This is a genomic window from Bradyrhizobium sp. P5_C12 (assembly GCF_054049735.1).
This window is the reverse complement of the sequence record NZ_JBFULU010000006.1, coordinates 101854-126377: the sequence shown is the minus strand read 5'-3', so window position 1 is coordinate 126377 and position 24524 is coordinate 101854. Positions and strand designations below refer to the sequence as shown.

The following is a 24524-nucleotide window of genomic DNA, read 5'->3' as shown; positions in this document are numbered from 1 at the left end:
ATTCAACAAGTGTGCAGTGCATGATAATAGCAGGCGATCTCGTCGATCGATTGGCAATGATCAATGCGGGCTGCCACGGAGACACGGCAACGGGGCACACGCCGGCAGGAACTCACGTACTGCTTCGGCCCATTTCGACTGGTTCCCCGCCGTCAGTTGCTGCTTCTCGACGGACGCCCCGTCAAACTGGGCGGGCGCGCATTCGAGCTCTTGCAGCTGCTGGTGCAGCGCTGCGGCGAGCTGGTCAGCAAGAATGAGCTGATGGCGGCGGCCTGGCCGGGCACCTTCCTCCACGACAGCAATCTCAAGGTCAACATGTGGAGCTTGCGGCGTTCGCTGGGGGATACCCAGATCGAGCCCGTTTACATCGCCACCGTGGCGCGCCGCGGGTACAAGTTCATCGCGGATGTGCAAATCAGCATCGGCGAGATCGAGGACGATCTGGCGCTTGCCGATCCGCTTCCCCTGTCCAATCCGCCATTGTTGCGCGGCATCGTTGGTCGCGAAGCGGAAATCGTCGAAATCGCCGATCTGTTGGCCGACAACAGGCACGTGACCTTGGCTGGCGCAGGAGGGATCGGCAAGACGACCGTTGCCGTGGCCGTCGCCCAGGCGTTTGCACCACGGTGTCGCGACGGCGTCTGCTTCGTCGACCTCGCAACAATTTCCGATCCGACGCTGTTCGGCGCGGCGCTGGTGACGGCACTGAGCATCAGAGGCAATACGGACAACGGTCTGGCCGCGGCTCTCGATTATTTGAGACCGCGGCAGATGCTGCTCGTTCTGGACAATTGCGAGCATGTTCTGCCCGCCGCCACGATCTTTGCCGGCAAGTTCATGGCGGACACATCGCCTTGCAGGCTGCTTGCGACGAGCCGCGAACCGCTCGGCACCGCCACCGAGCATGTCGTGCGGCTTGGTTCGCTGGCCTCACCGAAGTCTGGCCATGCCCTGACGGTCGATCAGGCCGTGAAGTTTCCGGCGGTGCAGCTGTTCGTCCGTCGCGCCGCCGAATGGTCGGACTACCAGTTCGCTGACGATGATTGCGAGGACGTCGCCTCGATCTGCCACTCGCTCGACGGCCTTCCGCTGGCGATCGAACTGGCGGCGGCCCAGATCGGCAGGTTCAACCCTCGCGAATTGGTGGCGCTGCTCGACCAGAAGCTGGGTTTTCGCGCCCCCAGCGCCGAGGGCGCGCCGCCGCGCCATGAAACCCTGATGGCGACGATCGACTGGAGCTTCCGGCTGCTGTCGCAGAAGGAAGCGAGACTTTTCGCGTCGCTGTCGGTGTTCAGTGACGCCTTTGATGCCGAGGACGCGGTTTTCGTCGCGGAGGCGGCGGGGCTCACCCCGGTCGACGTCGTCACCGGCCTCGGCAGTCTCGTCGCCAAATCGCTGTTGAGTGCGCAGGCCCGGGGCGCGAGCCTGCGCTACCGGCTGCTCGACAGCACACGGCGGTATGCCGCCGAGCGGCGCCAGGCCGATCCGGCCTGCGGCCAGGCACGGCGCCGTCATGCACTATGCGTCCTCGCGTTGTTCGAACAGTCCGAGGAGGAGTGGAACTGGCGCGAGCCGACCGATTGGACCCAGCGCTACCTCGGTCGCATCGCCGATATGAGAGCTGCGCTGTCTTGGGCATTCGGCGAGGAAGGCGATACCGTCCTCGGAATCAGGCTCACGGTTGCGGCGATCACCTTGTGGTCGGAAACCTCCATCCTGTCGGAAGCGCAGGCACGATTGGAGGACGCGCTCGCCCTGGCCAAGACGGTCGCGTGCGATGATCTGTCGAAGGCAAGGCTCGCCTGCGCCCTTGGATGGAGCCTGTTCTACGCTCGCAAGATGTCGAATGAGAACGAGGTTGCCTGGCTCGATGCGATCGCCTTTGCAAGGCGGGCCGGCAACATCGAGTATCAGCAACGTGCGCTGGTGGGCTTTGCCTTTTACCTGTTGCAGATCGGCCGGATTGCGCGCGCCATAACCTATCTCGAGGAGGCCACCGCGCTCGCCGACCGGGACCGCGACCTGACGGCAACGTCCGAAGCCGATCGCGCACTCGCCTGGGCCCGCGCCTTTGCCGGCGAATTGAGCAAGAGTCGCCCGGTTCTGGATCGTCTCGCGGCGACCTATTCGCTGGCAGAGGGCCGTTCGCGCAAGGATGCGAACGAGGTCTACCGGTTCATCACCGTTCGCTTCAACCTGCCATTCGTGGCGTGGATGCAAGGGCAAGCCGATTACGCGGCAAGACTGGCCCGCGACGCCGTCGACGCCGCGGACCGCAGCGGCCATTGGGTGTCGCAGTCGAACGCACTTGGGCTCGCCGCACTTCCTGTCGCGTTCGAAACCGGCAATCTGGACGCGCTCGAGAGCTTCACCGAGCGGCTGCGTCGCAACCTGGAACGTGAGCGCATCTCGCGCTGGGTTCCGGTCGAGCGCTATTTCTCCGCCTGCCTTCGCGACTTGCGTGGCGATCCGCGCGCAGTGGAGGATATTCGCGCCGCGATCGACGAACTGATCGAATGTCGCTTCTTGATGCGGATCGGCAGCTATCTCGCGGTCGTAGCCGGTGCCTTGTTACGGCAGGAGCGTATCGACGAGGCGCGCGAAACCGTGGCGCGAGCGATCGCGCACCAAGAGCAGCAAGGCGAGCGTTGGTGCCGTTCGGAGCTGCTGCGGATCCATGCGTCGGTCCTGCTCCATGCAGGCGAGACCCAACGCGCTGAAAAACTGCTGCAGGAAGCGCTTGTCGAAGCGCGAGCAATAGGCGCCTTGACCTACCAACTGCGTATCGGCACTGATCTTGCGAGCCATTGGATGGCGCTTGGCCGCAGGCGCAAGGCCCTCCAATTGCTTGCGCCGATCTATGATGAATTCACCGAGGGGTTCGAATCACAAGACCTCGTTCGTGCCTCCCGATTATTGCATCTGGCGGCTGCCAAGGGTCGTGATGGAAAGCAACTTGATCAATCAAGGCTCAGAAGAGGCAAACGTACCTCTCTGCTCCTTGAGCATACAATGTCTTCGGCTTTTCCTCGGCCGTGAGGTCCAGCCCGGCGTCCATCACAGCCGCAGCACCTTGCCGGGATTCATGATGTTTTGCGGATCGAGCGCGCGTTTGATGGTGCGCATGATGTCGAGCTCGGTCTTGGACCGGTAGTGACTGAGCTCGTCGAGCTTGTCGATGCCGATGCCGTGTTCCGCCGAGATCGAGCCGCCCATGGAGGTGACGAGATCGTTCACGGCCCGGGTGATGGCGGACGAATATTGGGTCAGCGTCTGCTGATCCATGCCCTTGGGCCCCATGAACGAAAAATGCAGATTGCCGTCGCCGATGTGTCCCAACGGATAGGGGCGAATGCTCGGTAAAATATCGAGCACGGCCTTGAGCCCCTTGTCGATGAACTCCGGAATCCTGGAGATGGCCACCGATACGTCGAAGCTGATCCCCGGACCTTCCGCCCGGGAGGCCTCGGCGACGCTTTCCCGGATACGCCACATGTTGCGCGATTGACCGACCGTGTGAGCGATCGCCGCATCGAGCACGCGGCCGGCCTCGAGTTGATTGGCGAGAAACTGCTCCATCTTCTCGGACATGCCCTCGGCCCCGTCCCGGCGCGCGCGCGAGGACGACCATTCAAGCAGGAGGTACCATGGCGTGTCCGCCCTGAGAGGGTCCTGGGTGCCGGGGATATGACGCAACACCATGTCGATGGCGCTGCGGCTCATCAGCTCGCAGGAGCCGACATTGTCCTCCGATGCGGCATGCGCGTCGGACAGGATCTCCAGGGCGGCGCGTGGATCCCGGATGGCCAGCCACGACGTGCAGACATCCTTGGGGGCAGGCCATAGCTTGAGCACGGCCTTCGTGATGATGCCCAGCGTCCCTTCGGCGCCCATGAAGAGGTGCTTGAGGTCGTAGCCGGTGTTGTCCTTCTTGAGCGAACGCAATCCGTCCCAGACGTCGCCGTTGGCCAAGACGACTTCAAGCCCCAGGACGAGATTGCGGGCATTGCCATAGCGGAGCACTTGCACGCCGCCGGCGTTGGTCGACAGATTGCCGCCGATCATGCATGAGCCCTGGGCGCCAAGGCTGAGGGGCAGGAACCTGTCGTGATGGGCCGCGGTCTCCTGAAGCGTTTGCAGAACGCAGCCGGCCTCGACCGTCATCGCGTAGCCGACAGGATCGACGTCCAGGATGCGGTTCATGCGGCCGAGCGACAACACGATGCCGGTGTGCGCAGGCCAGGGCGTGGCCCCGCCCATCAGGCCGGTGTTGCCACCCTGCGGCACGATGGCGACGCCGTGCTCATGGCAAAGCCGGACCACCTTGGAGACCTCCTCGGTGCTGCCCGGACGAACGACGGCCCCGGCACCTCCAACCAGCAATCCACGCCAGTCCGTCACGAACGGCTGCTTGCCGTGCTCGTCCTCGATCAGACCCTTCTCGCCCACGATCGTGCGCAATGCATCGCGCATCCGGGCGGTCAATGGAGCGGTCGGGATGGTGGGTACGGACGACGGTAGCGGCATTTGTTTCCCCTGGCGCATCTTGGTGTGCACTGCGCACGTGACGTGCGTCGGGGGCATTGTCCACGTTTGGGCCGGGGAGTCTAACGGCAATGTGGCTCGACCATGAAACCGGGGCGGGTGGTTTGTCCCCTCATAGCGGCCGCTTGATCCCGGCCGGCAGAACCTCCGCCGCAGAGACGGCGCTTGGCCCCATCGGCGCGAGCCACCCGCAAGCCGATGTCATTGGCAACATCCATCGCATCGACGGCCGAGCCGGGTCAACCGGAACTCGTCGCGGCGATATCGGCTTCATCACCGGTTGATGTGCTGACCACGCGTCGATCCCGGCAACGTTCAGGCAATCTCCGCAACATTTGTAAACATCTTCGCCAACATCCCGCGGCCATCAGGGTATAGGACGCGCTCGAACTTTACCGATCAGGATAGACAGAATGCTATTGAGGTCCTCGGCGGCGCGCATGGGCATTGGCGCGGCCTGCCTCGTGCTCGTCGGCATCAGCCCATTGTGCGCAGAGCCGGTGTTCGACAGTTTGGCTGGCACATGGTCGGGCATCGGCACGATGAAGCCGTCCGACAGCCCGCGTGAGAAGGTTCGCTGCAAGGTGGCGTACAACGTCACCAGGCCTGGACGGTCGTTGACACTTGATCTGCGCTGCGCGAGCGATGCGTACAAGATGGTCCTGTCCGCGAACATCGAGCAGAGCGGGACGGAGCTTTCCGGCAATTGGTTCGAGAGCGAATACCGGCAGGGTGGCAAGGTCTACGGCACCAACAAGGATGGCCTGATCGAGGCGCGAATTGAGGGAAACACCGTGGCCGCGCTGGTGACGATCCAGACCAAGAGCAATCATCAGTCCTTCCTGATGGAGGCACCGGGCTCCTGGATGTCGGAGGTCGCGATCGATTTGAACAAGGAAACCAAGTGACTTCGATCACCGAACGCGGACTGCAAGGTGACAGCCGCGGAGTTAAAGGGCAGGTCCCTAGTGGATAATCTGGTTCAGGAAGCCCTTCGCCCGGTCGGTGCGAGGCGCCCGGAAGAAGGTTTCCGGATCCGCCTCCTCGACGATGCTTCCGCGATCCATGAAGACGACCCGGTCGGCGACCTCGCGCGCGAAGCCCATCTCGTGCGTCACGCAGACCATCGTCATTCCGTCTCGCGCCAGCTCGACCATGGTTTCCAGCACCTCCTTGACCATTTCGGGGTCGAGAGCCGACGTCGGTTCGTCGAACAGCATGATCTTGGGCTGCATGCACAGCGCTCGCGCGATGGCGACGCGTTGCTGCTGACCTCCCGATAGTTGTGCTGGGTACTTGTCCGCCTGATCCTGGATGCGGACCTTCCGCAACAGGCCGAGTGCGCGATCGCGCGCCTCTACTTGCGAAATGCCGCGAACCTTCATCGGGGCCAGCATGCAGTTTTCCGCAACAGTGAGGTGCGGAAATAGATTGAAGCTCTGAAACACCATCCCGACTTCGCAGCGAACGCTGTTGATGTCGGCGACGCGGTCGCTCAACTCGACACCGTCGACAACGATCCGGCCTCCGTCGTGCTTCTCGATATGGTTGATGCAACGGATCAGCGTCGACTTGCCTGAGCCCGAAGGTCCGCAGAGTACGATCTTCTCGCCCTTGCCGACTTCGAGGTTGACGTCGTTCAGCGCGGTGAATGCGCCGAACCGCTTCATCACATTCTCGACGACGACAATTGCGCCGGGCCGCGTGGCTTCGCTCAAGGTCTCTCGAGGCATGTTCGTCTCCCAAATTCGAGGCGTTATCGCGATGTGGCGAGAGCGTATCGCTTGCGAAGGACAGCGACACACTGGGAGGCTGCCGAACTGATGGCGAGATAGGCGACCGCGACGACGAGGTACATTTCGACGAGGCGGCCGTTGAGCTGCGCAAGCTTGGAAGCGGCGCCCAGAAGATCCGTCAGCGACAGCACGTAAACGAGCGAGGTGTCCTGAAAGAGGATGATCGTCTGGCTCAGGATGATCGGACTGGCCACGCGCAGCACCTGGGGGAGGACGACATGGCGGTAGGTGTCGTAGGTGGACAGCGCGAGCGCCTGGCAGGCCTCGAACTGGCCCTTGTTCACGGCCCGCAGCCCGACACGGATGATCTCGGAGTAGTAGGCGGCCTCGAACAAGCCGAAGGTGATGAAGGCGGTATAGGTGGCGCCGATCGGAACAGGGCGGCCGTTGCCGCTGAGATGCCCAAGCACGATCGGGACCAGGAAAAAGAACCAGAACAGGACGAGGATGAGCGGGATCGACCGGATGACCGCAACGTAGCCGCGGATGATCTGGGCGAACACCGGAATCTCGAAATGCTGGACGAGCGCAAGGCAGGTTCCGAGAACCATGCCGACGGCGAATGCGGCGGCCGTGAGCGACAGCGAGAAGAGGAGGCCCGACCAGAGATAGGGCCAGGATTGCGCGACGATCGAGAAATCGAGGGTGTTCATTTCACGGCCTCCATGGCGCCGGGCAGAGCGCCGCCTTGCTGCACGTCGGCGGCCAGATCCTGGTCGGCCGTGAGGTTGACGGAAGCGCTGCCCGGAATGCGGACGGCTTTGTCGATCAGCGTCATGGCCTGATAGGCAACCAGTGCCAGGCAGAGATAGACGATGGTTGCGGCGCCAAATGCGGAGAATGTCTGGAACGTGGCTTCGCTGATCTGGCGTGCCTGGGCGGTAAGCTCCATCAAGCCGATCGTGAGCGCGACGGAGGTGTTCTTGTAGATGCCCATCACCTCGCTGGTGAGACTTGGCACGATGAGGCGCAAAGCCTGTGGCACGATGACGTGTCGATAGGTGAGGTAACCGCTGAGGCCGAGAGCATTGGCCGCCTCAACCTGTCCCTTCGGCAGCGCTTCGATCCCCGCCCGAACCTGCTCGGCTATTCGGGCGGCGGTGTAGAGTCCCAGGCAAAGAAGTGCCGGGAAGAACGATGCCCAGGGCGGCGGGATTTGCTTGATTGCATCGCCGAGAGCGCTCGGCACCACTTCTGGGAAAACAAAGTACCAGAGGAACATCTGCACCAGGACAGGAATGTTTCGAAATATCTCGACATAGAGCCGGGCCAGGATCGAGAAGAAACGGTTCTGGACTGTGCGGCCGACGCCGACGATCACTCCGATGCCAAAGGCGATCCACCAGCCAAAGAAGGCGAGAGCCAGGGTCCAGCCGAGGCCCGACAGAAGCCAGTCGATATAGCGTTGGCCATCTGCCGTCTGTTCAAAAAGCACTCCGAACATCGCGAGCCCCAGGTTACAGGTGCGAACGAGGATTACCTTGTGAGAAGAGCCGAACGATGTCGCCGGTCAATCGACCGCGTCGCTCGGATGCGCGATCCTGTCCTTGAGCGACTCCGAGAGAGGGAATGCGAGATTTTCGCCCTTCGGCGGAATCGGGCTGTTGAACCACTTGGCATAGGTCTTCTCGAATTGCCCCGACGCCATCTGCTTGGACAGAACATCGTCAACGAGCGCCTTGAAGTCGGCATCGCCCTTGGTGAACATCAGTCCGTAATAGATCTTGGCGTATCCTTCCGGGAGGAACATCAACGCGCCGGGATTTGGCGCCGCGGCCTTGAGGCCCGCAAGGAGGATGTCGTCCTCCATGAAGGCGGATGCCCGTCCCGTGCTCAGCATCAGAAACGATTCGGCATGATCCTTCGCCTGCACGATGTTGAAACCGAGCTGCTCCTTTGCATTCACGCCCTGGGCGAACCCGACGGCATTGGAGCCCTGGGTCACGACGATCGTCTTGCCCTTGAGATCGGCCGCGGTCTTCGGACCATCCGCCTTGACGAGCCATCGCGGCTGACTGACGAACGTCGTGACGGAAAATGAGACTTGTTCCTGCCGCTTCTTGTCGTTCGCGGTGCCGCCGCATTCAATGTCGACGGTCCCGCTCTGGATCAGCGGAATCCGGTTCGAAGAGTTCACCGGAATGTAGTTGACCTTGAGATTGGGTAACTTCAGCTCGTCCTTGATGCGGTCGACGATCGCCGCGCAGAGATCAAGCGAGAAGCCGACGGGCTTCTGATCGGGCCCGAGATATGAGAACGGTATCGAAGCCTCGCGGTGGCCGATGGTGATCGCGCCGCCGGATTTGATCTTGTCCAGCGTCGGGCTGTCGGCTGCCGCGGATGGCCGTGCGCCGACCGCCAGGAGACCGGGGAGAATGGCCAGCACCTGCACAAGCTTCTTCATGGTTCTACCTTCCCATCATTTGCCGAATTCAAGCTGCGACCGAAGGGCGTCCGAGCCCTCGCTTGCGAATGACGTCGATCAAGCGATCGATGTCGTTGGCGGTGTTGAACATGCCGAGCGAGACGCGAATGCCGTCTCGTTCGGGCGACACGCGCACGCCGTTCTCCTCGAAATGGCCGAGCCAGTCCGCCGGGGGCAGGGCGACGACGTAGATGTGCGGAGCGCGGTGCTTTCGCTCGCGCGGACCAACGAGGCGGACGCCCAGCTCGTCCAGGCGCGCGATCAGGTGATCGCCGAGATCGAAGCAGTGGTTCTGGATGTTCTGCACCCCGATCTGCTCGATCATGTCGAGGGAAGCACCCAGGGCATGGATCGCGGGCAGATTGAAGTTGCCGAGCTCGAAGCGCCGGGCGGTCGGCGAAGGCGTCATCAGGTCGGAACGCGCGATCAGATCACCCGGGATCTCGGCGAGGCCCGCAGCCGCAAGATAGGCCGGCTCCAGCGCTGTGAGCGCCTTGTCCCAATAGAGAAGCCCGAGCCCTTGCGGAACCAGCAATCCCTTGTGGCTTCCGGAGCCGATGAAGCTGGCGCCGATCGCTCTCGCGTTGATCGGCACGACGCCGATCGCCTGCATCACATCGACGACGAAGTAGAGCTTCTTCCTGGCGCACATCGCGCCGACGCCCTCGATGTCAAAGCGGTGACCGGCGTGGAATGTCACATGCGACATCGAGATCGCACGCGTCTTGTCGTCAATGAAGGGAGCAAAGCTGTCGGCATCGACGACTTCCGTCATCGGGATGAAGCGGACCTCGACGCCCTTCCGTTGCAGGTTGAGGAACGCATAGGCGTTGTTCGGATGATCGCCGTGAACCATGAGAACGTTATTGCCGGCCTGGAGCGGCAGTGCGTTTGCCGCGATGTTCATGCTTTCCGACGTGTTCTTCGTGAAGGCAATTTCATCCGCCGTCACACCGAGAAGGCGAGCGACCTTGGCGCGGGTCTGCTCCACCCGATCGAGCCAGACGCTCTTCGGTCCGGCCGTCTCGAAGCCCTCGCGAAGGAAAAGCTCGATCGCGGCCTTCACCGGGCGCGCAAGTGGCGTTTGAAACCCGGAGTCCAGATAGACCATTCGTTCAACGGCGGGGAATTCCTTCCTCACGGCGTCCACGTCGTAGTGACGAGACATGCACATCTCCTGTTGAGCGCCGTCGGGACCTGGCTCTCGGCCAGCGGCGGAGCGAGATTTTCGAACGGCGAGACGGCGCTGCACAATTTCCAGTCAATCACCGGCGACGCCAAGAATATGAGCTTTCCGGATTTCGACAAACAAAATTGTCGAATTTCAATAGATTTTATTCCGAAAAATGATAATGAATGATCTTGATATTGATTTCGCTGCCAATTTCGGCCGGTGGGCAAATGACGAAGCGAATTGAGAAGGATGGGCCTTTGGATCGCGCGGTTGCGATCGTTCGGCACGTTGCCGACCAACGCAAAGCCGTCTCAGCAGCAGAGATTGCAAAGGCTCTGTCTCTGCCTCTTCCGACAGCGCACAGGTTGATTGGAAATCTCGAGGACCGCGGACTGCTTCAGAAGGCATTGGGTACGAAGCGTTACGTTGTCGGAAACCAACTCGTCACACTGTCCGCCGCTGTCATAGGAGCTGCGTTTCGTACCGCGCGGCGGCACGCGGTGCTTCGGGCGGTCGCCGGAGAAATTGGCGAGCAATGCGAGATCGGCGTCGTCCGCGATAATTTCGTTGCCTATGTCGACAGCGTTCGCGTTTCGGAGCCGCAAGGTCTTCAGTTCAATCCGGGAGAGGCGGCGCCGTTACACTGTACGTCGACCGGAAAGATCTACATGAGCAGACTGCCCGAGCGGACCCGGGCGAAGCTCTGCCGCGCACTACCCCTCACCAAATTCACGGAAACGACGATCGTCGATGTCCACGGGCTGATGAAGGTTCTCGAGGATACGCGGCAACGCGGCTGGGCCAAAACAAACGAAGAGTATGTGAAGGGAGTGGTGGGATGTGCCGTCCCGATTCTGTCACCGGATCGAGAACTGATCGCTTGCCTGGGCGTCTCGGTACCGGTGGCTCGCGTGAGCTTCGCCGAACTGGACCGGTTCATACCGCCGCTTCAAAAGGCTGCCGCTCTGCTGTCGGAGACCATTCTGCAAGTTGAAGACGACGATGGCGCAGATACTCAATGATGACATGATGCCGGTGTTTTGCCCGACGAGTCAAACCGCTTTGCGGACGCGCTAAGTCATTGACCCGCCATGCCCCGGCTACTGTGCATGGGGTTGTTTTCGCGTTTTTTGCGGTGGGGGCGTTACGCGCTCTCCGTTTCCCGGTGGGTCGTGCACGACGAGGCCCATGCCTTCATCGGCATCTTGACACAGTCGCGCCAATCACGATGACAGTCCGGCCTTGTCACCACCATCGCATTCTCTGCCTAGGCGATTTCGCGGGAGGGTACCGTGAGCGGCGCCGGTTCGACGGCAAGCGTCTCGGCTTGATGTGCGGGCCGCCCCAAAGAAAAGCTCTTCCGCAACCTGAGTGCAGGCTTCTCGATGAAGTGCCAGGAGAAGGCTGCGAACAGCGCCGTCAATACCAGGCTGGTGACGAAATTGAAGGTATTGCTGCGAATATCCGGCAGTAGCCAGTTCACAGTCTGCTGGATCGGGCAGGAATAGAGATAGACCCCGTAGGAGTAATCACTCGAGCCGAGAATTCCGAGCTTTGGAAGCGGCGTCAATCCAAGGAAGACCGTGATGTAGGCGAGCATCGGTGTGGTTATGGCCTGGACGAGCACCGATGCGATCCAGTCTTGCGTCCCAATGAACTGGATCGCGGTAAGGCCGGCGAAGCAAGCCGCCGCGAGCGACCACCTGAACGGTATCGCGTACCGGAATTGATAGAAGAGCAAACCGGCCAGAAACGCCGGAATAAGACGGGCGGAGCCACGTTGGACAAAGATGTAGGAGAGCGAGTCAAGAATACGGCCCGGATGTGGTGCCGTCAGTTGCAACGCGATGGCACCGGATACGACGAGAATTGTCAACGACAGCACGAAAAGAGGTCTCTTGAGCAGGCCCAGGAGGATGATGGCTGACATGATGAGGTAGCAGAACATCTCATGCGGGACGGTCCACAGCGACCCGTTGACAATCCCCGCCGCGTGCCCGTTCAGCATCCGCGTATAGTGGGCGTTCTCAAAGACACCCGGGAGTTCGTATTGGATGAAACCGACGATACTGAGGAAGTACCTGAAGAATCGTTCGTCGCTGAAGTAGGAGGCGAGATCCAAGCTCGTTACGAGCGGCCCGAGAATCAATGCCGAGAGAACGATTTCCACGACCAGGGCCGGCATGATCCGGAATCCGCGGTTCAGGATGAACGAGCTGAACGCGAGTCGCTGCGCACTTCCCCCGATCAGGAAGCCGCTGAGCGCAAAGAACATCGGCAGGATCGAAAACTGAAACATCCAGACCGGATCGAGCGGAGACCACGTTCCAGTAGTCAGCGGAGCGTGAAATCAGCACGACGCTGACGGCCAGGAATATGCGCATGAAATCAAAACCAGGTCCAAATCCCTGGACCTCGTCTAGTCGTTGGCCGATGGTCACGGAGATCCTCTCGAATTGCCCTTGTTGCCGTCGCGCAGAGTCTGAATGAACTCGGTCGCGGCAGCACCAAAAGAAACGCCGTCCATCAGGATGGCCATGTTACGCGAGACGCATTGTTTGCAGAGCCTTTGCGAAGTTGCGATGACAGCGCTGGATTGCGCTCCGCAGGTGAGACACGCAGTTTTCTGTAAGAGGTCGTCTCTGGGAATGAACCGTAGACAGACCAGATGGCTATCAAGACGCTTCTGACGGCATACTGCTTGCACAGGCCCGCCTCGGCCAGCCGACCGCCTCATGATTGGGCTGGGCCAGCACGTACGGCACGCCTCAATGAGTGCCACGAGCAATGCGAGCTTCGGTCGCCGTCTGAGCGCTAGCAGCGAGGTCGCCACTGGCGGGCATGTCACTACCGCCGGTTTCAGCGGCGGCAGTGACGTGAGTATTGATGATCAACGCTTGACGCTCAGCGCTTGGGGAGCGACGCCATCACCTCGCCCGCGTCTGCGTCTTCGAGGCAAGGCGTGACGGTCAATGGGAGCAGGTCAGACCATTGCGCGAGCCAGCGATACATGGCTTTTGGATCACTCGATTCAGAGATCGCAAATCCCTGTCCATTCATGCCATGCCAGCGACCCAGCATCTTGACGCCCTCGGGCGGTGCGCCGCCGGTCTCGAGAAAGCGGGCGACGGCTGCATTGAAGGTGCCTTGAGGTACGCTCCAGGTGGTTATGAATTTCATGCGATTCTCCCACTACTAGAATTATCGGATGAATGTCGCGGCTGCGCCGCCTGCACACGATAGCGCCTGCGTATCGAATAACAACGGCGAAAGAACAGACGCGGCGGGTGTGATCCGAGGCGAAGTGGATGCGTTGAATGGTCCATCCCAGACCGGGGCAGGAGCAACGGGCAATTCCGGGGAATTACCGTCAGCACCATTGACGAAGCTGCGCGATACTCAGCGAGATGATGCGTTGCCCGTCGGGCAAAACACCCTGTCAATCCCTCCTTGCAAAAACATTCTTGTTTACCGAATTTCGGATATGACGCATATTCCGTCCATTCCGGCCCGCCAGAAGGGGCGTTTCGCGACCGTCACGAGACGCGGGCAGGGAGGCGGTGGCCGCGACGGCGTCGCCGCGCCGGGCCGTTGCAGGGCGGAATCCCCGTGAGCATCAGCACGCGCGGTACGACACGGCGCTGACAGCGTCCTCGTTCGGCTTCGATGGTGAGCGCACGCCAGCCATCGGGGACAGGGGCGGGGATGTGCGCGGACGGCAAAATCGTGTGGTCCTGACGCCCGGGGTCTGTGCGTCAAGTGTTGCGGTGATGCGGRCGGCCCAACCGGGTCGGCACATCAGCCATCCGCAAGGCGACGGGGGCAATAGTGCATCGCTCCCCGGGGAGAGCACGACATAAGCCGTAAAACCATCCGCGCAGGGAAGGCCGGTTGCTCGGCTTCACCTGTTGTCCATCCCGTGCGCATCTTTTCAGCACACGGGACTGCGGGTGCCAGCCGGCGCCCGGCCTTCCCTGCGCCCTTTCGTGCCGGAAGGGGCAACGACGAGAGCAAAGCTCGGGCGAAACAAGTCGCGAGAATGCGGAGGCGTGTCTGCAGGCCGAAGCGTGAATTGGATGAACGCAATGATGCGTCATACTCCGTCATTGCGAGCGCAGCGAAGCAATCCAGAGTCTCTCAGCGGCGACTGCCTGGATTGCTTCGCCGCGCTCGCAATGACGATGGGGGGTGAACTCGAGTTCCACTCTCGATTATTGCGCGCGCGATGACGGCGGGCCGGCGCTTACGCGCTCTCCGTCTCCCGGTGCACGTCGTGGACGACGAGGCCCATGCCTTCCTCGGGCATCTTGATCCAGTCGCGCCGCTTCAGGGTGCGCTTGGTGTCCTCGTAGCCGCTCGCCCAGTGCTCGCGCATCGAGGTGCCCGAGAATTCGTGGTCCTTGGCGTCGCCCTCATAGGCCTTCTGCTGGTAGATCAGATGCAGGATCGCGATCTCCGGCATGTCGCGCAGGCTCGCCTTGAGCTGGCGCTCCTCGTCGGACAGCTGTTCGTCGGGAAGCTTCGCCAGGGCCTTGTAGAGCTGGACCTTGAGATTGTGCGTGCGGCGATAGACGTCGGTGTTGTGGCGCGTGCGCGAGGAATACATGATGTCCTTGTGGCGGGCCATCACGTCCTGGATCGAGCGCGGCAGCACGCCGCGGGCGCTGAACAGGTCGACCTGGAACACCAGCGAGTTGAGGTCGTCCTCCTGGTCGAGCAGATGCTGGAGCGGCGTGTTGGAGACGATGCCGCCGTCCCAGAAATGATCGGTGCCGATCCGCACCATCGGCAGCGCCGGCGGCAGCGCGCCGGACGCCATGATGTGCTCCGGCTCGATCTCGTCATGGGCGTTGTCGAAATAGATGAAGTTGCCGGACAGCACGTTCACCGCGCCGACCGCGAAGCGGACCTTCTTGTCGTTGATGAGGTCGAAGTCGACGAGCTCGAGCAGCGTCTCCTTCAGCGGCGCGGTGTCGTAATAGCTGGTCGCGGTGCGGGCGCCGACCGGGCTGAACCACGGATTGACCTGGTGCGGCGTGAAGAAGCCGGGCTGGCCGAGCGCCGAGGTCATGTAGGCGCTCATCAGATTGCGGGCCTGGCGGAAGATGTCGCCGTCCGGCGTATAATGCCAGATCTTGCGGTTGGTGATGCGCTCCCAGAAGATGCGCAACGCATCGAGCCGGTTCTCCGGCTTGTTGCCGGCGATGATGGCGGAGTTGATCGCGCCGATCGAGACGCCGCAGACCCAGTCGGGCTCGATGCCGGCCTCGTGCAGCGCCTGATAGACGCCGGCCTGATACGCGCCGAGCGCACCGCCGCCTTGCAGCACCAGCGCGACGCGATCGCAGCGCTCGGGGCGCCAGCCCCGCGCAAAGCTCTGATGTGACGGATGTGACGTTCGGGCGTCCATGGTGATGTCTCCTGCCTTAGCTCGACGATTGCGGCCCGCGGTGACGGCGTGATGACAATGTCGGCGCCGATGCATCGTTCGCATGCTGGTCAACCGCGCCGGGAATGGCGCCGGGTCGTGCGCCTGACGGAAAACCTTCACATCGCAGTCAATGACGACGGCTAGCAATTTGCATCGGGCTCGAAGCCGCCGGGCGGGCCTCACAGACATCACACAGGAGACCAGCGATGCGCAGGGAAGATTTGCTGAGACTTCCGTCCATGCCGGCTGCCGGGCCGAGCTATCCGGCCGGCCCTTATCGCTTCGTCAATCGCGAATTCCTCGTCATCACCTACGAGACCGACCCGGACCTGATCCGCGCCGGCCTGCCTGAGCCGCTGGAGCCGATCGAGCAGCCGATCGTGCACTATGAATGGATCAGGATGCCGGACTCCTCCGGCTTCGGCAGCTACACCGAATCCGGCCTGGTCATTCCGGCGCGTCTGCACGGCGAGGAGGTGAACTTCGTCTCGCAGATGTATCTGGACGACGATCCGCCGATCGCGGCGGGGCGCGAGATCTGGGGCTTTCCCAAGAAATACGCCCATCCGAAACTCGAGATCGTCAAGGACACGCTGACCGGCACGCTGGAATATGCCGGCCAGCTCGTCGCCATGGGCACGATGGGCTACAAGCACGAGAGCATGGCCGGCAACGGCGATCTCACCCGCGCCACGCTGTCGAAGACGCAGATCAATCTGAAGATGATCCCCGGCGTCGACGGCCGTCTCGAGGTCTGCCAGCTCGTCGCGATCAACCTCACCGACATCGTGCCGAAGGGGTCGTGGATGGGGCCGGGCCGCCTGCATCTGGTGCCGCACGTCAATGCGCCGGTTGCCGATTTTCCGGTTCGCCGCGTCGTCGGCGCGCATCACTACATCGCCGATCTGACGCTGCCGTTCGGCCGCGTGGTCCATGACTACATCAGGGAAGCCGAGGCGGCGGCCGCGACGGGGCTGGCCGCGGAGTAGCGCGGCTCGCTATCATCAAACTGTAACAAAGCCGTAATTGAGTACCCCGCGTGGGTCCGGAAGATGCCGTCAGCCGTCTTCCGGAGCGGGGCATCTGTTGACGGTTGGGGTTGGCCATGGCTGAGCCGGCAAAGCTTGTCAGCGCGATTTCGGATGCTGCGCCGTCGATCCCTGGCCTCGTCTGGGCATTCCGGCTGCACGGCGACGGCAGCGCCGAGGCGCTGCCGATCGACCAGCCGATCGAGTTCAGCCATGACGGCCGGCTCTGGCTGCATTTCAACCTGACCGACGCGCGCGTGCGGCCGTGGATCACGGCCTCGCAGCTGCCGCCGCTCTCCCGCGAGCTCCTGCTGTCCCACGACACCTTCCAGCAGCTTCACGTCATCGACAATTGCGTCTACGGCGTGTTCTCCGATCTCGTGCGCGACATCGACAGCGCGACGGAAGAGACCGCGTTCCTGCGCTTCGCCATGACCGAGCATCTCCTGGTCAGCGGCCGCCATCAGGCGCTGTGCTCGGCCGACGCGACGCGCCGGGTGCTCGAAGGCGGCTACCGCGTCGACAATGTCGCCCATCTCCTGGAGAAGATCGTCGACGAGGTCGCCGACACCCTGGACCGGATGGCCGACAAGCTCGGGCAGGAGGTCGACGATATCGAGGAACGGATTCTGGCCGACGAGGCCAAGCCGGAGATGCGCCGCATCCTCGGCCGGCTGCGCCGGACCTGCGTCAGGCTGCATCGCCAGCTCACCGGATTGCGCGTGCTGTTTCACCGCCTCGACCAGAAGAACACCGATCACCTCTCGCCGTCCTTGCGCATCCATGCCGGCAAGCTGGCGCAGCGGCTGGACGGGCTCGATCACGACATCGTCGAACTCCGGGAACGCAGCCGCCTGCTCGAGGAGGAGCTGCGCTTCAAGAACGAGGAGGAGAGCAACCGGCACCTCCACACGCTGTCGATCGTGACGACGCTGCTGTTGCCGCCGACGCTGGTGACTGGCATCTTCGGCATGAACACCAAGGGTTTGCCGCTCACCGATGTCGAGACCGGTTTCCTCTGGGCCGCCGCCTTGATGGCTTCGTCGATTGGTGCCGCCTATCTGTTCATGCGGCGCACAGGTATTTTCAAATAGCGTACGCCAGGCGTGATCGGGACTGCCCAAAGATCTGCGTTGCGATGCGCAACCGCGATTGTGCTGGCCTGCACGGCGGCCAGCACCGGCGCGTTCGCCGGCGCCAAGGACGAAAGCGCGGCCGAATGGCTGGCGCCCAAATGGTTCAACGAATGGCATGACGGGCTTGCCAACAAGGGCCTGAACTTCGGCGCCACCTACATCGCCGACAACATCGGCAATGTCTCGGGCGGGGTCGCGCGCGGCGCCATCCATTTCGGCCGCCTCGATCTGTCGGTCGACGCCGATCTCGACAAGCTCGTCGGCTGGACCGGTGGCCGCTTCTACGCCAACGCCTTCGTGATCTACGGCCGCGGGCTCTCCCGCAACTACGTGCAAAACCTCGCCACCATCAGCGAGATCGAGGCGCTGCCCGACCAGCGGCTCTACAACGCCTATTTCGAGCAGAGCTTCTTTGGCGACAGGCTGAACATCCGGGCGGGCCAGCAGGCCGCGGACGTCGAGTTCTTCGACAGCCAGACCGACGACCTCTTCATCAACGGCACCTTCGGCTGGCCCGCGATCAAGGCGAGCAACCTTCCGGCCGGCGGCCCGGCGCCGCCGATCGCGGTGCCCGGCATTCGCGTCAAGGCCGCCTTGACGGACAAGATCATCGCCTACGGCGCGGTGTTCAACGGCGATCCGTCAGGCCCGGGCGACGCCGATCCGCAGATTCGCGACCATCACGGTCTCGCATTCCGCGTCAACGATCCGCCCTGGGTGATCGGGCAGGTCCGCTTCAACTACGACATCGATATCGGCGGCCGTCCGCTCGCCGGCAATTTCACGCCGGGGGCCTGGAAGCATTATGGTTCGTTCGACAGCCAGCGGTTTACCGCGGAGGGCATGTCGATCGCGGATCCCGACGGGTCCGGCATTCCGGCAAAGCTTCGCGGCAACTACGGAATCTTTGCGGTCGTGGAGCAGGTGCTCTACCGCCCGCCGGAGGTCACGGACAACAGCACCTCGGCCTCGATCCCCGGCGTCACGGCGTTCGGCCGCATCGCCTACAGCCCGCCGGACCGCAATCTGATCGACCTTTATGTGGACGGCGGCATCGGCTTCGTCGGCTTCACGCCAGGCCGTCCGCTCGACCGCTTCGGCGTGGCGATGGCCTACATGCGGATCTCCAACACCGCCCGCAACCTCGATGTCGATACCCAGGCCTTCACCGGCGTCCTGAGTCCCGTGCGCAGCAACGAGACCTTGCTCGAGATGATCTACGAGGCGCACATCAAGCCTGGCTGGCTGGTGGCGCCGTACTTCCAATATGTGTTCCGCCCCTCCGGCGGCATCCCGAACCCGAATGATCCGACCGGAGTTTCGCGGATCGGTGACGCCGCAGTCTTCGGCGTCACCACCACGATCAGGTACTGACCCGGACTACGCCATCGCGGGCTTCGGTTCGGGCCGCGGCTGCCGCGAGATCGCCAGCACGATCAGCGAAGCGAACACGCAGAGCGCGCCGGCGACGAAGAAGGCGGGCAGGTAGCTCGCCAGCAGCGTCCGCGACAGGCCCGCGCCGAACGCCGCGGTGCCGGCGCCGAGCTGATGGCCGGCAAAGATCCAGCCGAACACCAGATTGGCGCGCTCAGGGCCGAACTTCTGTGCGGTCAGGCGCACCGTCGGTGGCACCGTTGCGATCCAGTCGAGCCCGTAGAACATCGCGAAGATCGACAGCCCGTAGAACGAGAAGTCGCTGAAGGGCAGGAAGATCAGCGAGAGCCCGCGCAGGCCGTAGTACCAGAACAGCAGCCAGCGGTTGTCGTATCGGTCCGACAGCCAGCCCGAGAAGATGGTGCCGAAGAAGTCGAAGATGCCCATCGCCGCCAGCAGGCTCGCTGCCTGCACCTGCGGAATGCCGAAATCCAGGCACATCGGGATCAGGTGGACCTGGACGAGGCCGTTGGTCGAGGCGCCGCAGACGAAGAAGGTCGCAAACAGGATCCAGAACGCGCTCGACTTCGAGGCGTCGCGCAGCGTGCCCAGCGCCACCGCGGTGATCGATCCGTGGTTGACGGGCGGCGCGGGCAGGGGCTCGGTGCCCTCGTCACCGAACGGACGCAGGCCGAGATCGCTCGGGCGGTCGCGCATCGCGAGCAGGACCGCCAGCGCGGAAACGCCGAGCATGATGCAGACGAAGCCGAGTGCCAGCCGCCAGCCGAAGCGCTCGGTGAGGCTTGCCAGCAGCGGCAGGAACACCAGCTGGCCAGTGGCGACGCTGGCGGTCATGATGCCGACGACGAGGCCGCGCCTTGCTGCGAACCAGCGCGTGGCAATGGTGGCGCCCAGCACCAGCGCGGTCATGCCGGTGCCGATGCCGATCACGACACCCCACAGCGCCACGAGCTGCCAGACCTCGGTCATGCCGAGCGATAGCACCAGCGCCGTGACCACGATGAGCTGCGCGGTCAGCGTGACGTTGCGCAGGCCGTAGCGGTTGAGCAGCGCGGCTGCGAACGGCGCCATCAGTCCGAACAGGATGAAGCGGATGGAGAGCGCGGAGGAGATTTGCGCCGTGCTCCAGCCGAACTCCTTTTGCAGGGGAACGATGAACACGCCGGGCGCACCGACCGTGCCGGCGCTGATCAGTGCGGCGAGGAAGGTCACGCCGACCATCACCCAGCCGTAGTGGATATTGCGGCGGCTGAGGGATGCCGCGAGCCAGTTCGAGATCATTGGGCCTCAACGTTGATGGGCAGGTTTGAGACCTGCGCGAGCCTGCAGAATGGCACGGGAATCGTCTGTCGCAAATGACAGAGTTCCCTCATTTCAGGACATGCACCGGGTCAGTGCACGAGACGCTCGACCGCGATCGCCGTGGCCTCGCCGCCGCCGATGCAGAGTGCGGCGACGCCGCGCCTGAGGTTCTGCGCCTCCAGCGCATGCAGCAGCGTCACGATCAGCCGCGCGCCGGTGGCGCCGATAGGGTGGCCGAGCGCGCAGGCGCCGCCATTGATGTTGAGCTTGTCGCGGGGAATGCCGAGATCGCGCTGCGCCGCCATCGCCACCACGGCGAAGGCCTCGTTGATCTCGAACAGGTCGACGTCGCCGGCGCTCCAGCCGACCTTGTCGAGCAGCTTGCGGATCGCCGGGATCGGCGCCGTGGTGAACCATTGCGGTTCCTGGCTGTGGGTGGCGTGGCCTTTGATCACTGCCAGCGCCGGCAGGCCGTTGCGATCGGCCAGCGACCGCTTCGTCAGCACCAGCGCCGCGGCGCCGTCGGCGTTGGCGGAGGAAGCTGCCGGCGTGATGGTGCCGTTGGCGCGGAACGCCGGTTTCAGGCCGGGGATCTTGGCCGGGTCGACCTTCAGCGGATGCTCGTCATTGGCGATGATGCGGGGACCAGCCTTCTCGGTGAGCGTGATCGGCGCGATCTCGGCCTTGAACGCCCCGCCCTCGACCGCCTTGCGGGCGCGGCTCAGCGTTTCCATCGCATAGGCGTCCTGGTCCTTGCGGGTGAACTGATAGGCCTCTGCGGTCGCTTCGCCGAAATCGCCCATGGAGCGGCCGGTCTCGTAGGCGTCCTCCAGCCCGTCCATCATCATGTGGTCGATGATGCGGTCGTGGCCGGCGCGGTAGCCGCCGCGCGCCTTCGCCAGCAGGTAGGGCGCATTGCTCATGCTCTCCATGCCGCCGGAGACGACGATGTCGGCCGAGCCCGCGCGGATGATGTCGTGCGCCAGCATGGTCGCCTTCATGCCGGAGCCGCAGACCTTGTTGACCGTGGTGGCGCCGGTGGCATCGGGCAGGCCGGCTGCGCGCGCGGCCTGGCGCGCCGGCGCCTGGCCTTGTCCCGCCGGCAGCACGCAGCCCATGAAGACTTCGTCGACCTTCTCCGGTGCGAGCTTGGCGCGTTCCAGCGCCGCGCCGATCACGTGCGATCCGAGCTTGTGTGCGGGGAGCGGCGACAACTCGCCCATGAAGCGGCCGAGCGGCGTGCGGGCGGCGGAGACGATGACGACGGGATCGGCGGCTTCGGCCATGGTGGAGCTCCCTGCGATGGCGGATGTGTAGAATTATGATCATCATATGATGCGGCGCAAGAAATGCAACGGCGCCCGGCATGAGAAATTGTCGTGGTTCGGATGAGATTTGTGAGTGAGAGCCGAGATTCATCTCCAACGTCGTCCCGGCGAAGGCCGGGACCCATACCCACCGAGTCAAATTTGACGAAGACCCGTGGTTGCCAGTTCGCGCCGCAACTTCTCCCTGGGGTTATGGGTCCCGGCCTTCGCCGGGACGACACAAAGGGTGGAGTCCGCAGGAGCGGGGCAATCAATAAAGGACGCACGATGCGTAGCTTGCTCGCCTAACGCAATGGTTGTGGGGAGCATTCGATTCTGCCACTCTCGAATGTCATAGAGAACGGGAACATCTGCAGCGAGAGCGGCTTTGCCAATGAGGACCAGCGTTGTTGTGTCCCGAATCATCCTCGCGCTCGCAATCGAAGCGGCTGCCGGGCTACGGGTCGATCCACTCTTAGCTTGCTCATTTGTTGACGAAGCGGCTGCCGGCGCGGAGTCGATCAGGATTTCAAACTACTATTTGCTGGCTTCGGGCTTTCTCGGCCTCATCTGCATTCTTCTGGCGTTCCACCGTGGACGCTGGGTCTTGAGCCTGATTGTCGTAACTCTCGCCTTGGTCTTTCATCCCAGTTGGATGATCGGTCCGATGCATGGACCGGATTGTTCATATCCGAACATAGAAGCCTCTCAAGCCGTGTTGGCCTTGATTGTCCTCCTACTCGGCTATCATTTGTGGCGAATTGTTGTCGCAAGGAGGCGCTTGTCCTTGCGAGACTACCGCTTCCTGTTCACAAACGCCTGCATCAGCCGCGTCGGCTCGTCGGTCAAAAACGACTCGCCGAACACCTTGACGCTCAAATTCACCGACTCCGTCAGCGGCAGTTCCTCCCACTGCCGCAGCAGCGCCTTCTGCGACCGGAGTGCCTCGGGGCCGCATTCGAGCAGCGCCTTCACAAGGTGCTCGACCTCGGCATCCAGTCCGCCGGGCGCGGCGACCTTGTCCACCAGTCCCCAGGCCAGCGCGGTCGGCGTGTCGATGTTCTCCGCCGTCATCACCAGCCAGCGCGCGCGGGCCCAGCCGATCAGGCGCGGCAGCAGCGCGGCGTGGATTACGGAGGGAATGCCGACGCGGACCTCCGGCATGCCGAAATGCGCATCGTGGCCTGCGATCCGGAAATCGCAGGCGGCCGCCACTTCGAGCCCGCCGCCAAGGCACCAGCCGGGCATGCGTGCGATCACCGGGGCCGGGAAGGCGCGCACGGCCTCGCAGAGATCGCGCAGGCGGCTGATGAAGGCTTCCGCGGACTTCTGGTCGAGCCTGGCCATCTCCTTGATGTCGGCGCCGCCGATCATGCTCTTCTCGCTCTGGCCGCGCAGCACCACGACACGGATGCCGCGATCGGAGGCAAGCTGCTGCAAGCCTTGGCGGACCGCGTCGGTCACGGGCGAGCCCAGGATGTTGAGCGAGCCGGCGTTGCAGATCGTGACATGAACGACGCCGCGCGCATCGCGCGTCACGCCGCAGTGTTGATTGAGCATTTCCATGGCGGGGTCTCGGAGGTTTCGTGGACGCGCGCGAGGGAGCGCAGGCCGTGCTCACTTCCGGGCCGAAACGCCGTGCTTGTCAAGCGGGCGGGAGACGGAGTTGCCAGCGCGAAGTCCGCAGCATAGTATGACACATATCATACAAAGGGGCGGCCATGACCAACATCGACCAACTCGATCTGTATTCGCCGGCGCAACGGCGCGAGCGCGTGGTGGACTGGCAGGTGCCGGCGCCGGTCGCCAAGGCGGCGATGGGGCTTTCCGGTATGGACGCCATGCTCGGGATCCGCGACGGTCGGCTGCCGCCGCCACCCTTCGCAAAACTGATTGGCTTCACCATGGCCGTGGTCGAGCCGGGCCGGATCGTGATGGAACTGGAGCCGCGCGAGGATCTCGAAAATACCATCGGCCTCCTGCACGGGGCGACCGCCGCGGCGCTGCTCGACACCGCCATGGGATGCGCGGTTTCGACCAGGCTGGAGGCCGGGCAGGGGTCCGTCACGCTCGATCTGAAGCTGACCTTCCTGCGTCCGCTCTCGGTCCGTTCCGGGGTGATCTCCGCCGAAGGTAAAGTGATCAAGCTGGGACGCCAGAGCAGCTACACCGAAGGCTTCGTCCGCGACGGCAAGGGCGCGCTCGCAGTCCATGCAACTGCAACCTTTTCCATGATTGGTAACAATTTAAATGCGAATTAAGAAGCCATTCGCGGCATTTGCGTGTTATGAAATGACCTCCGACATTCAATGAGAGCCGCATGCGCTACTCCCGGGAACACAAGCAGGAAACCCACGATCGCATCGTGAAGAAGGCTTCCGTGCGGCTGCGCGAAAAGGGCGCCCACGGCATCGGCGTCGCCGACCTCATGAAGGAGGCGGGCCTGACCCATGGCGGCTTCTACGCGCATTTCGATTCCCGCGAGGCGCTGGTGATCGAGGCCTTCGGTTATGCGATGGACCGCTCGATGGAGCACTGGCGCAAGCAGTCCGATCAGGTCGCGCCCGAGAAGCAGTTCACTCAGATCGTCGAGACCTATCTCTCGACGCTGCATCGCGACAATCCCGGTCATGGCTGCTCGATCCCCGCGCTGGGTGCCGAGATCGCCCGTGAAAGCCCGAAGACGCGCAAGGCCTTTGCCGGCAAGCTCGACGAGATGATCGAGATGATGGCGGACTACATCCCCGGCCAGCCGCGCAAGGCCGCCCGCAAGCAGGCGATTGCGACGCTTGCGACGATGGCCGGCACCATGCTGCTGGCGCGCATCGCCGGCTCCAGCGAGCTGTCGGACGAGGTGTTGAAGGCCGGCAAGGACAGCGCGCTGGATGGCGCGAAGCGTGAGCCGAAGCTGGCGGCTGCGAAGAAGCCGAAGCAGAGTTAGGCAGGATGCGTAGGGTGGGTTAGCGAAGCGTAACCCACCACTTC

21 protein-coding genes are annotated in these 24524 nt (G+C 63.0%); 9 read left to right on the top strand and 12 right to left on the bottom strand.

The window, feature by feature from the left end; translation table 11 throughout:
• Window positions 1–156 precede the first annotated feature (156 nt).
• The gene (locus ACXJMY_RS07610; protein WP_456618695.1) at window positions 157–3039 is read left to right on the top strand and encodes an ATP-binding protein; all 2883 of its coding nucleotides are present in this window, start codon (window positions 157–159) and stop codon (window positions 3037–3039) included.
• 18 nt (window positions 3040–3057) lie between these two features.
• On the opposite strand, the gene ACXJMY_RS07605 is transcribed toward ACXJMY_RS07610, so the two are convergent.
• Entirely contained in the window at window positions 3058–4527 is a 1470-nt protein-coding gene (locus ACXJMY_RS07605; protein ID WP_456618694.1) for an FAD-binding oxidoreductase, read from the bottom strand.
• Window positions 4528–4616: 89 nt separating this feature from the next.
• On the opposite strand from ACXJMY_RS07605, the gene ACXJMY_RS07600 reads away from it, so the two are divergent.
• Together ACXJMY_RS07600 and ACXJMY_RS07595 are read left to right on the top strand one after the other, a co-directional pair.
• Window positions 4617–4829, top strand: coding sequence for a hypothetical protein (locus ACXJMY_RS07600; RefSeq protein WP_456618693.1), 213 nt, complete (start codon window positions 4617–4619; stop codon window positions 4827–4829).
• A gap of 129 nt (window positions 4830–4958) precedes the next feature.
• Window positions 4959–5453 (top strand): hypothetical protein, encoded by a 495-nt coding sequence (locus ACXJMY_RS07595; protein WP_456618692.1) that lies wholly within the window; start codon window positions 4959–4961, stop codon window positions 5451–5453.
• 57 nt (window positions 5454–5510) lie between these two features.
• Here ACXJMY_RS07595 and ACXJMY_RS07590 read toward each other — a convergent pair whose 3' ends face one another.
• The 5 genes from ACXJMY_RS07590 to ACXJMY_RS07570 all read right to left on the bottom strand — a co-directional run bounded on the left by ACXJMY_RS07590 (window position 5511) and on the right by ACXJMY_RS07570 (window position 9934).
• Complete coding sequence (locus ACXJMY_RS07590; RefSeq protein ID WP_456618691.1) at window positions 5511–6278, bottom strand: amino acid ABC transporter ATP-binding protein; 768 nt, start codon at window positions 6276–6278, stop codon at window positions 5511–5513.
• Window positions 6279–6301: 23 nt separating this feature from the next.
• Window positions 6302–6994 carry an amino acid ABC transporter permease gene (locus ACXJMY_RS07585; protein WP_456618690.1) on the bottom strand — a complete coding sequence of 231 codons (693 nt, stop codon included), beginning with the start codon at window positions 6992–6994 and terminating at the stop codon, window positions 6302–6304.
• Window positions 6991–7785 carry an amino acid ABC transporter permease gene (locus ACXJMY_RS07580; protein ID WP_456618689.1) on the bottom strand — a complete coding sequence of 265 codons (795 nt, stop codon included), beginning with the start codon at window positions 7783–7785 and terminating at the stop codon, window positions 6991–6993. Before ACXJMY_RS07580 ends, ACXJMY_RS07585 begins: the two co-directional genes overlap by 4 nt.
• Window positions 7786–7851: 66 nt before the next feature.
• A complete protein-coding gene (locus ACXJMY_RS07575) occupies window positions 7852–8745 on the bottom strand; it encodes an amino acid ABC transporter substrate-binding protein (protein WP_456618688.1) in 894 nt (297 codons plus the stop codon).
• A gap of 28 nt (window positions 8746–8773) precedes the next feature.
• Window positions 8774–9934 (bottom strand): aminotransferase class V-fold PLP-dependent enzyme, encoded by a 1161-nt coding sequence (locus ACXJMY_RS07570; RefSeq protein ID WP_456618687.1) that lies wholly within the window; start codon window positions 9932–9934, stop codon window positions 8774–8776.
• Window positions 9935–10167: 233 nt separating this feature from the next.
• Here ACXJMY_RS07570 and ACXJMY_RS07565 point away from each other — a divergent pair, with 233 nt between their 5' ends.
• Window positions 10168–10962: an IclR family transcriptional regulator gene (locus tag ACXJMY_RS07565; RefSeq protein ID WP_456618809.1), complete on the top strand. Its 795-nt coding sequence runs from the start codon at window positions 10168–10170 to the stop codon at window positions 10960–10962.
• A 245-nt stretch (window positions 10963–11207) separates the two neighbouring features.
• Here the strand turns inward: ACXJMY_RS07565 and ACXJMY_RS07560 are convergent, their stop codons facing one another.
• From ACXJMY_RS07560 to ACXJMY_RS07550, 3 genes are all read right to left on the bottom strand, one after another.
• Window positions 11208–12278: an acyltransferase family protein gene (locus ACXJMY_RS07560; protein ID WP_456618808.1), complete on the bottom strand. Its 1071-nt coding sequence runs from the start codon at window positions 12276–12278 to the stop codon at window positions 11208–11210.
• A gap of 566 nt (window positions 12279–12844) precedes the next feature.
• Window positions 12845–13120 carry a DUF3303 domain-containing protein gene (locus ACXJMY_RS07555; RefSeq protein WP_456618686.1) on the bottom strand — a complete coding sequence of 92 codons (276 nt, stop codon included), beginning with the start codon at window positions 13118–13120 and terminating at the stop codon, window positions 12845–12847.
• Window positions 13121–14183: 1063 nt separating this feature from the next.
• Window positions 14184–15350, bottom strand: a complete 1167-nt coding sequence (locus ACXJMY_RS07550; protein WP_456618685.1) for a patatin-like phospholipase family protein — start codon at window positions 15348–15350, stop codon at window positions 14184–14186.
• Window positions 15351–15577: 227 nt separating this feature from the next.
• Between ACXJMY_RS07550 and ACXJMY_RS07545 the strand changes: the two genes are divergently transcribed.
• The 3 genes from ACXJMY_RS07545 to ACXJMY_RS07535 all read left to right on the top strand — a co-directional run bounded on the left by ACXJMY_RS07545 (window position 15578) and on the right by ACXJMY_RS07535 (window position 18909).
• Window positions 15578–16360 carry an acetoacetate decarboxylase gene (locus ACXJMY_RS07545; protein WP_456618684.1) on the top strand — a complete coding sequence of 261 codons (783 nt, stop codon included), beginning with the start codon at window positions 15578–15580 and terminating at the stop codon, window positions 16358–16360.
• Window positions 16361–16476: 116 nt separating this feature from the next.
• On the top strand, window positions 16477–17493 hold the full coding sequence (locus ACXJMY_RS07540) for a transporter (RefSeq protein ID WP_456618683.1): 1017 nt from the start codon (window positions 16477–16479) through the stop codon (window positions 17491–17493).
• A gap of 12 nt (window positions 17494–17505) precedes the next feature.
• Complete coding sequence (locus tag ACXJMY_RS07535; RefSeq protein ID WP_456618682.1) at window positions 17506–18909, top strand: carbohydrate porin; 1404 nt, start codon at window positions 17506–17508, stop codon at window positions 18907–18909.
• A gap of 6 nt (window positions 18910–18915) precedes the next feature.
• Here ACXJMY_RS07535 and ACXJMY_RS07530 read toward each other — a convergent pair whose 3' ends face one another.
• From ACXJMY_RS07530 to ACXJMY_RS07520, 3 genes are all read right to left on the bottom strand, one after another.
• Window positions 18916–20211, bottom strand: coding sequence for an MFS transporter (locus ACXJMY_RS07530; RefSeq protein WP_456618681.1), 1296 nt, complete (start codon window positions 20209–20211; stop codon window positions 18916–18918).
• A 110-nt stretch (window positions 20212–20321) separates the two neighbouring features.
• Window positions 20322–21518, bottom strand: a complete 1197-nt coding sequence (locus ACXJMY_RS07525; RefSeq protein ID WP_456618680.1) for an acetyl-CoA C-acyltransferase — start codon at window positions 21516–21518, stop codon at window positions 20322–20324.
• Window positions 21519–22334: 816 nt separating this feature from the next.
• A complete protein-coding gene (locus ACXJMY_RS07520; protein ID WP_456618679.1) occupies window positions 22335–23105 on the bottom strand; it encodes an enoyl-CoA hydratase in 771 nt (256 codons plus the stop codon).
• A 155-nt stretch (window positions 23106–23260) separates the two neighbouring features.
• Here ACXJMY_RS07520 and ACXJMY_RS07515 point away from each other — a divergent pair, with 155 nt between their 5' ends.
• Together ACXJMY_RS07515 and ACXJMY_RS07510 are read left to right on the top strand one after the other, a co-directional pair.
• On the top strand, window positions 23261–23800 hold the full coding sequence (locus ACXJMY_RS07515) for a PaaI family thioesterase (RefSeq protein ID WP_456618678.1): 540 nt from the start codon (window positions 23261–23263) through the stop codon (window positions 23798–23800).
• 59 nt (window positions 23801–23859) lie between these two features.
• Window positions 23860–24480 carry a TetR/AcrR family transcriptional regulator gene (locus ACXJMY_RS07510; RefSeq protein WP_456618677.1) on the top strand — a complete coding sequence of 207 codons (621 nt, stop codon included), beginning with the start codon at window positions 23860–23862 and terminating at the stop codon, window positions 24478–24480.
• The last annotated feature ends 44 nt before the right edge of the window (window positions 24481–24524 follow it).

Bases quoted from the DNA above. Each gene is read 5' to 3' on its own strand.
- ACXJMY_RS07605 (WP_456618694.1), bottom strand. From the start codon at position 4,527: ATGCCGCTACCGTCGTCCGTACCCACCATCCCGACCGCTCCATTGACC.
- ACXJMY_RS07600 (WP_456618693.1), top strand. From the start codon at position 4,617: ATGTGGCTCGACCATGAAACCGGGGCGGGTGGTTTGTCCCCTCATAGC.
- ACXJMY_RS07595 (WP_456618692.1), top strand. From the start codon at position 4,959: ATGCTATTGAGGTCCTCGGCGGCGCGCATGGGCATTGGCGCGGCCTGC.
- ACXJMY_RS07590 (WP_456618691.1), bottom strand. From the start codon at position 6,278: ATGCCTCGAGAGACCTTGAGCGAAGCCACGCGGCCCGGCGCAATTGTC.
- ACXJMY_RS07585 (WP_456618690.1), bottom strand. From the start codon at position 6,994: ATGAACACCCTCGATTTCTCGATCGTCGCGCAATCCTGGCCCTATCTC.
- ACXJMY_RS07580 (WP_456618689.1), bottom strand. From the start codon at position 7,785: ATGTTCGGAGTGCTTTTTGAACAGACGGCAGATGGCCAACGCTATATC.
- ACXJMY_RS07575 (WP_456618688.1), bottom strand. From the start codon at position 8,745: ATGAAGAAGCTTGTGCAGGTGCTGGCCATTCTCCCCGGTCTCCTGGCG.
- ACXJMY_RS07570 (WP_456618687.1), bottom strand. From the start codon at position 9,934: ATGTCTCGTCACTACGACGTGGACGCCGTGAGGAAGGAATTCCCCGCC.
- ACXJMY_RS07565 (WP_456618809.1), top strand. From the start codon at position 10,168: ATGACGAAGCGAATTGAGAAGGATGGGCCTTTGGATCGCGCGGTTGCG.
- ACXJMY_RS07555 (WP_456618686.1), bottom strand. From the start codon at position 13,120: ATGAAATTCATAACCACCTGGAGCGTACCTCAAGGCACCTTCAATGCA.
- ACXJMY_RS07550 (WP_456618685.1), bottom strand. From the start codon at position 15,350: ATGGACGCCCGAACGTCACATCCGTCACATCAGAGCTTTGCGCGGGGC.
- ACXJMY_RS07545 (WP_456618684.1), top strand. From the start codon at position 15,578: ATGCGCAGGGAAGATTTGCTGAGACTTCCGTCCATGCCGGCTGCCGGG.
- ACXJMY_RS07540 (WP_456618683.1), top strand. From the start codon at position 16,477: ATGGCTGAGCCGGCAAAGCTTGTCAGCGCGATTTCGGATGCTGCGCCG.
- ACXJMY_RS07530 (WP_456618681.1), bottom strand. From the start codon at position 20,211: ATGATCTCGAACTGGCTCGCGGCATCCCTCAGCCGCCGCAATATCCAC.
- ACXJMY_RS07525 (WP_456618680.1), bottom strand. From the start codon at position 21,518: ATGGCCGAAGCCGCCGATCCCGTCGTCATCGTCTCCGCCGCCCGCACG.
- ACXJMY_RS07520 (WP_456618679.1), bottom strand. From the start codon at position 23,105: ATGGAAATGCTCAATCAACACTGCGGCGTGACGCGCGATGCGCGCGGC.
- ACXJMY_RS07515 (WP_456618678.1), top strand. From the start codon at position 23,261: ATGACCAACATCGACCAACTCGATCTGTATTCGCCGGCGCAACGGCGC.
- ACXJMY_RS07510 (WP_456618677.1), top strand. From the start codon at position 23,860: ATGCGCTACTCCCGGGAACACAAGCAGGAAACCCACGATCGCATCGTG.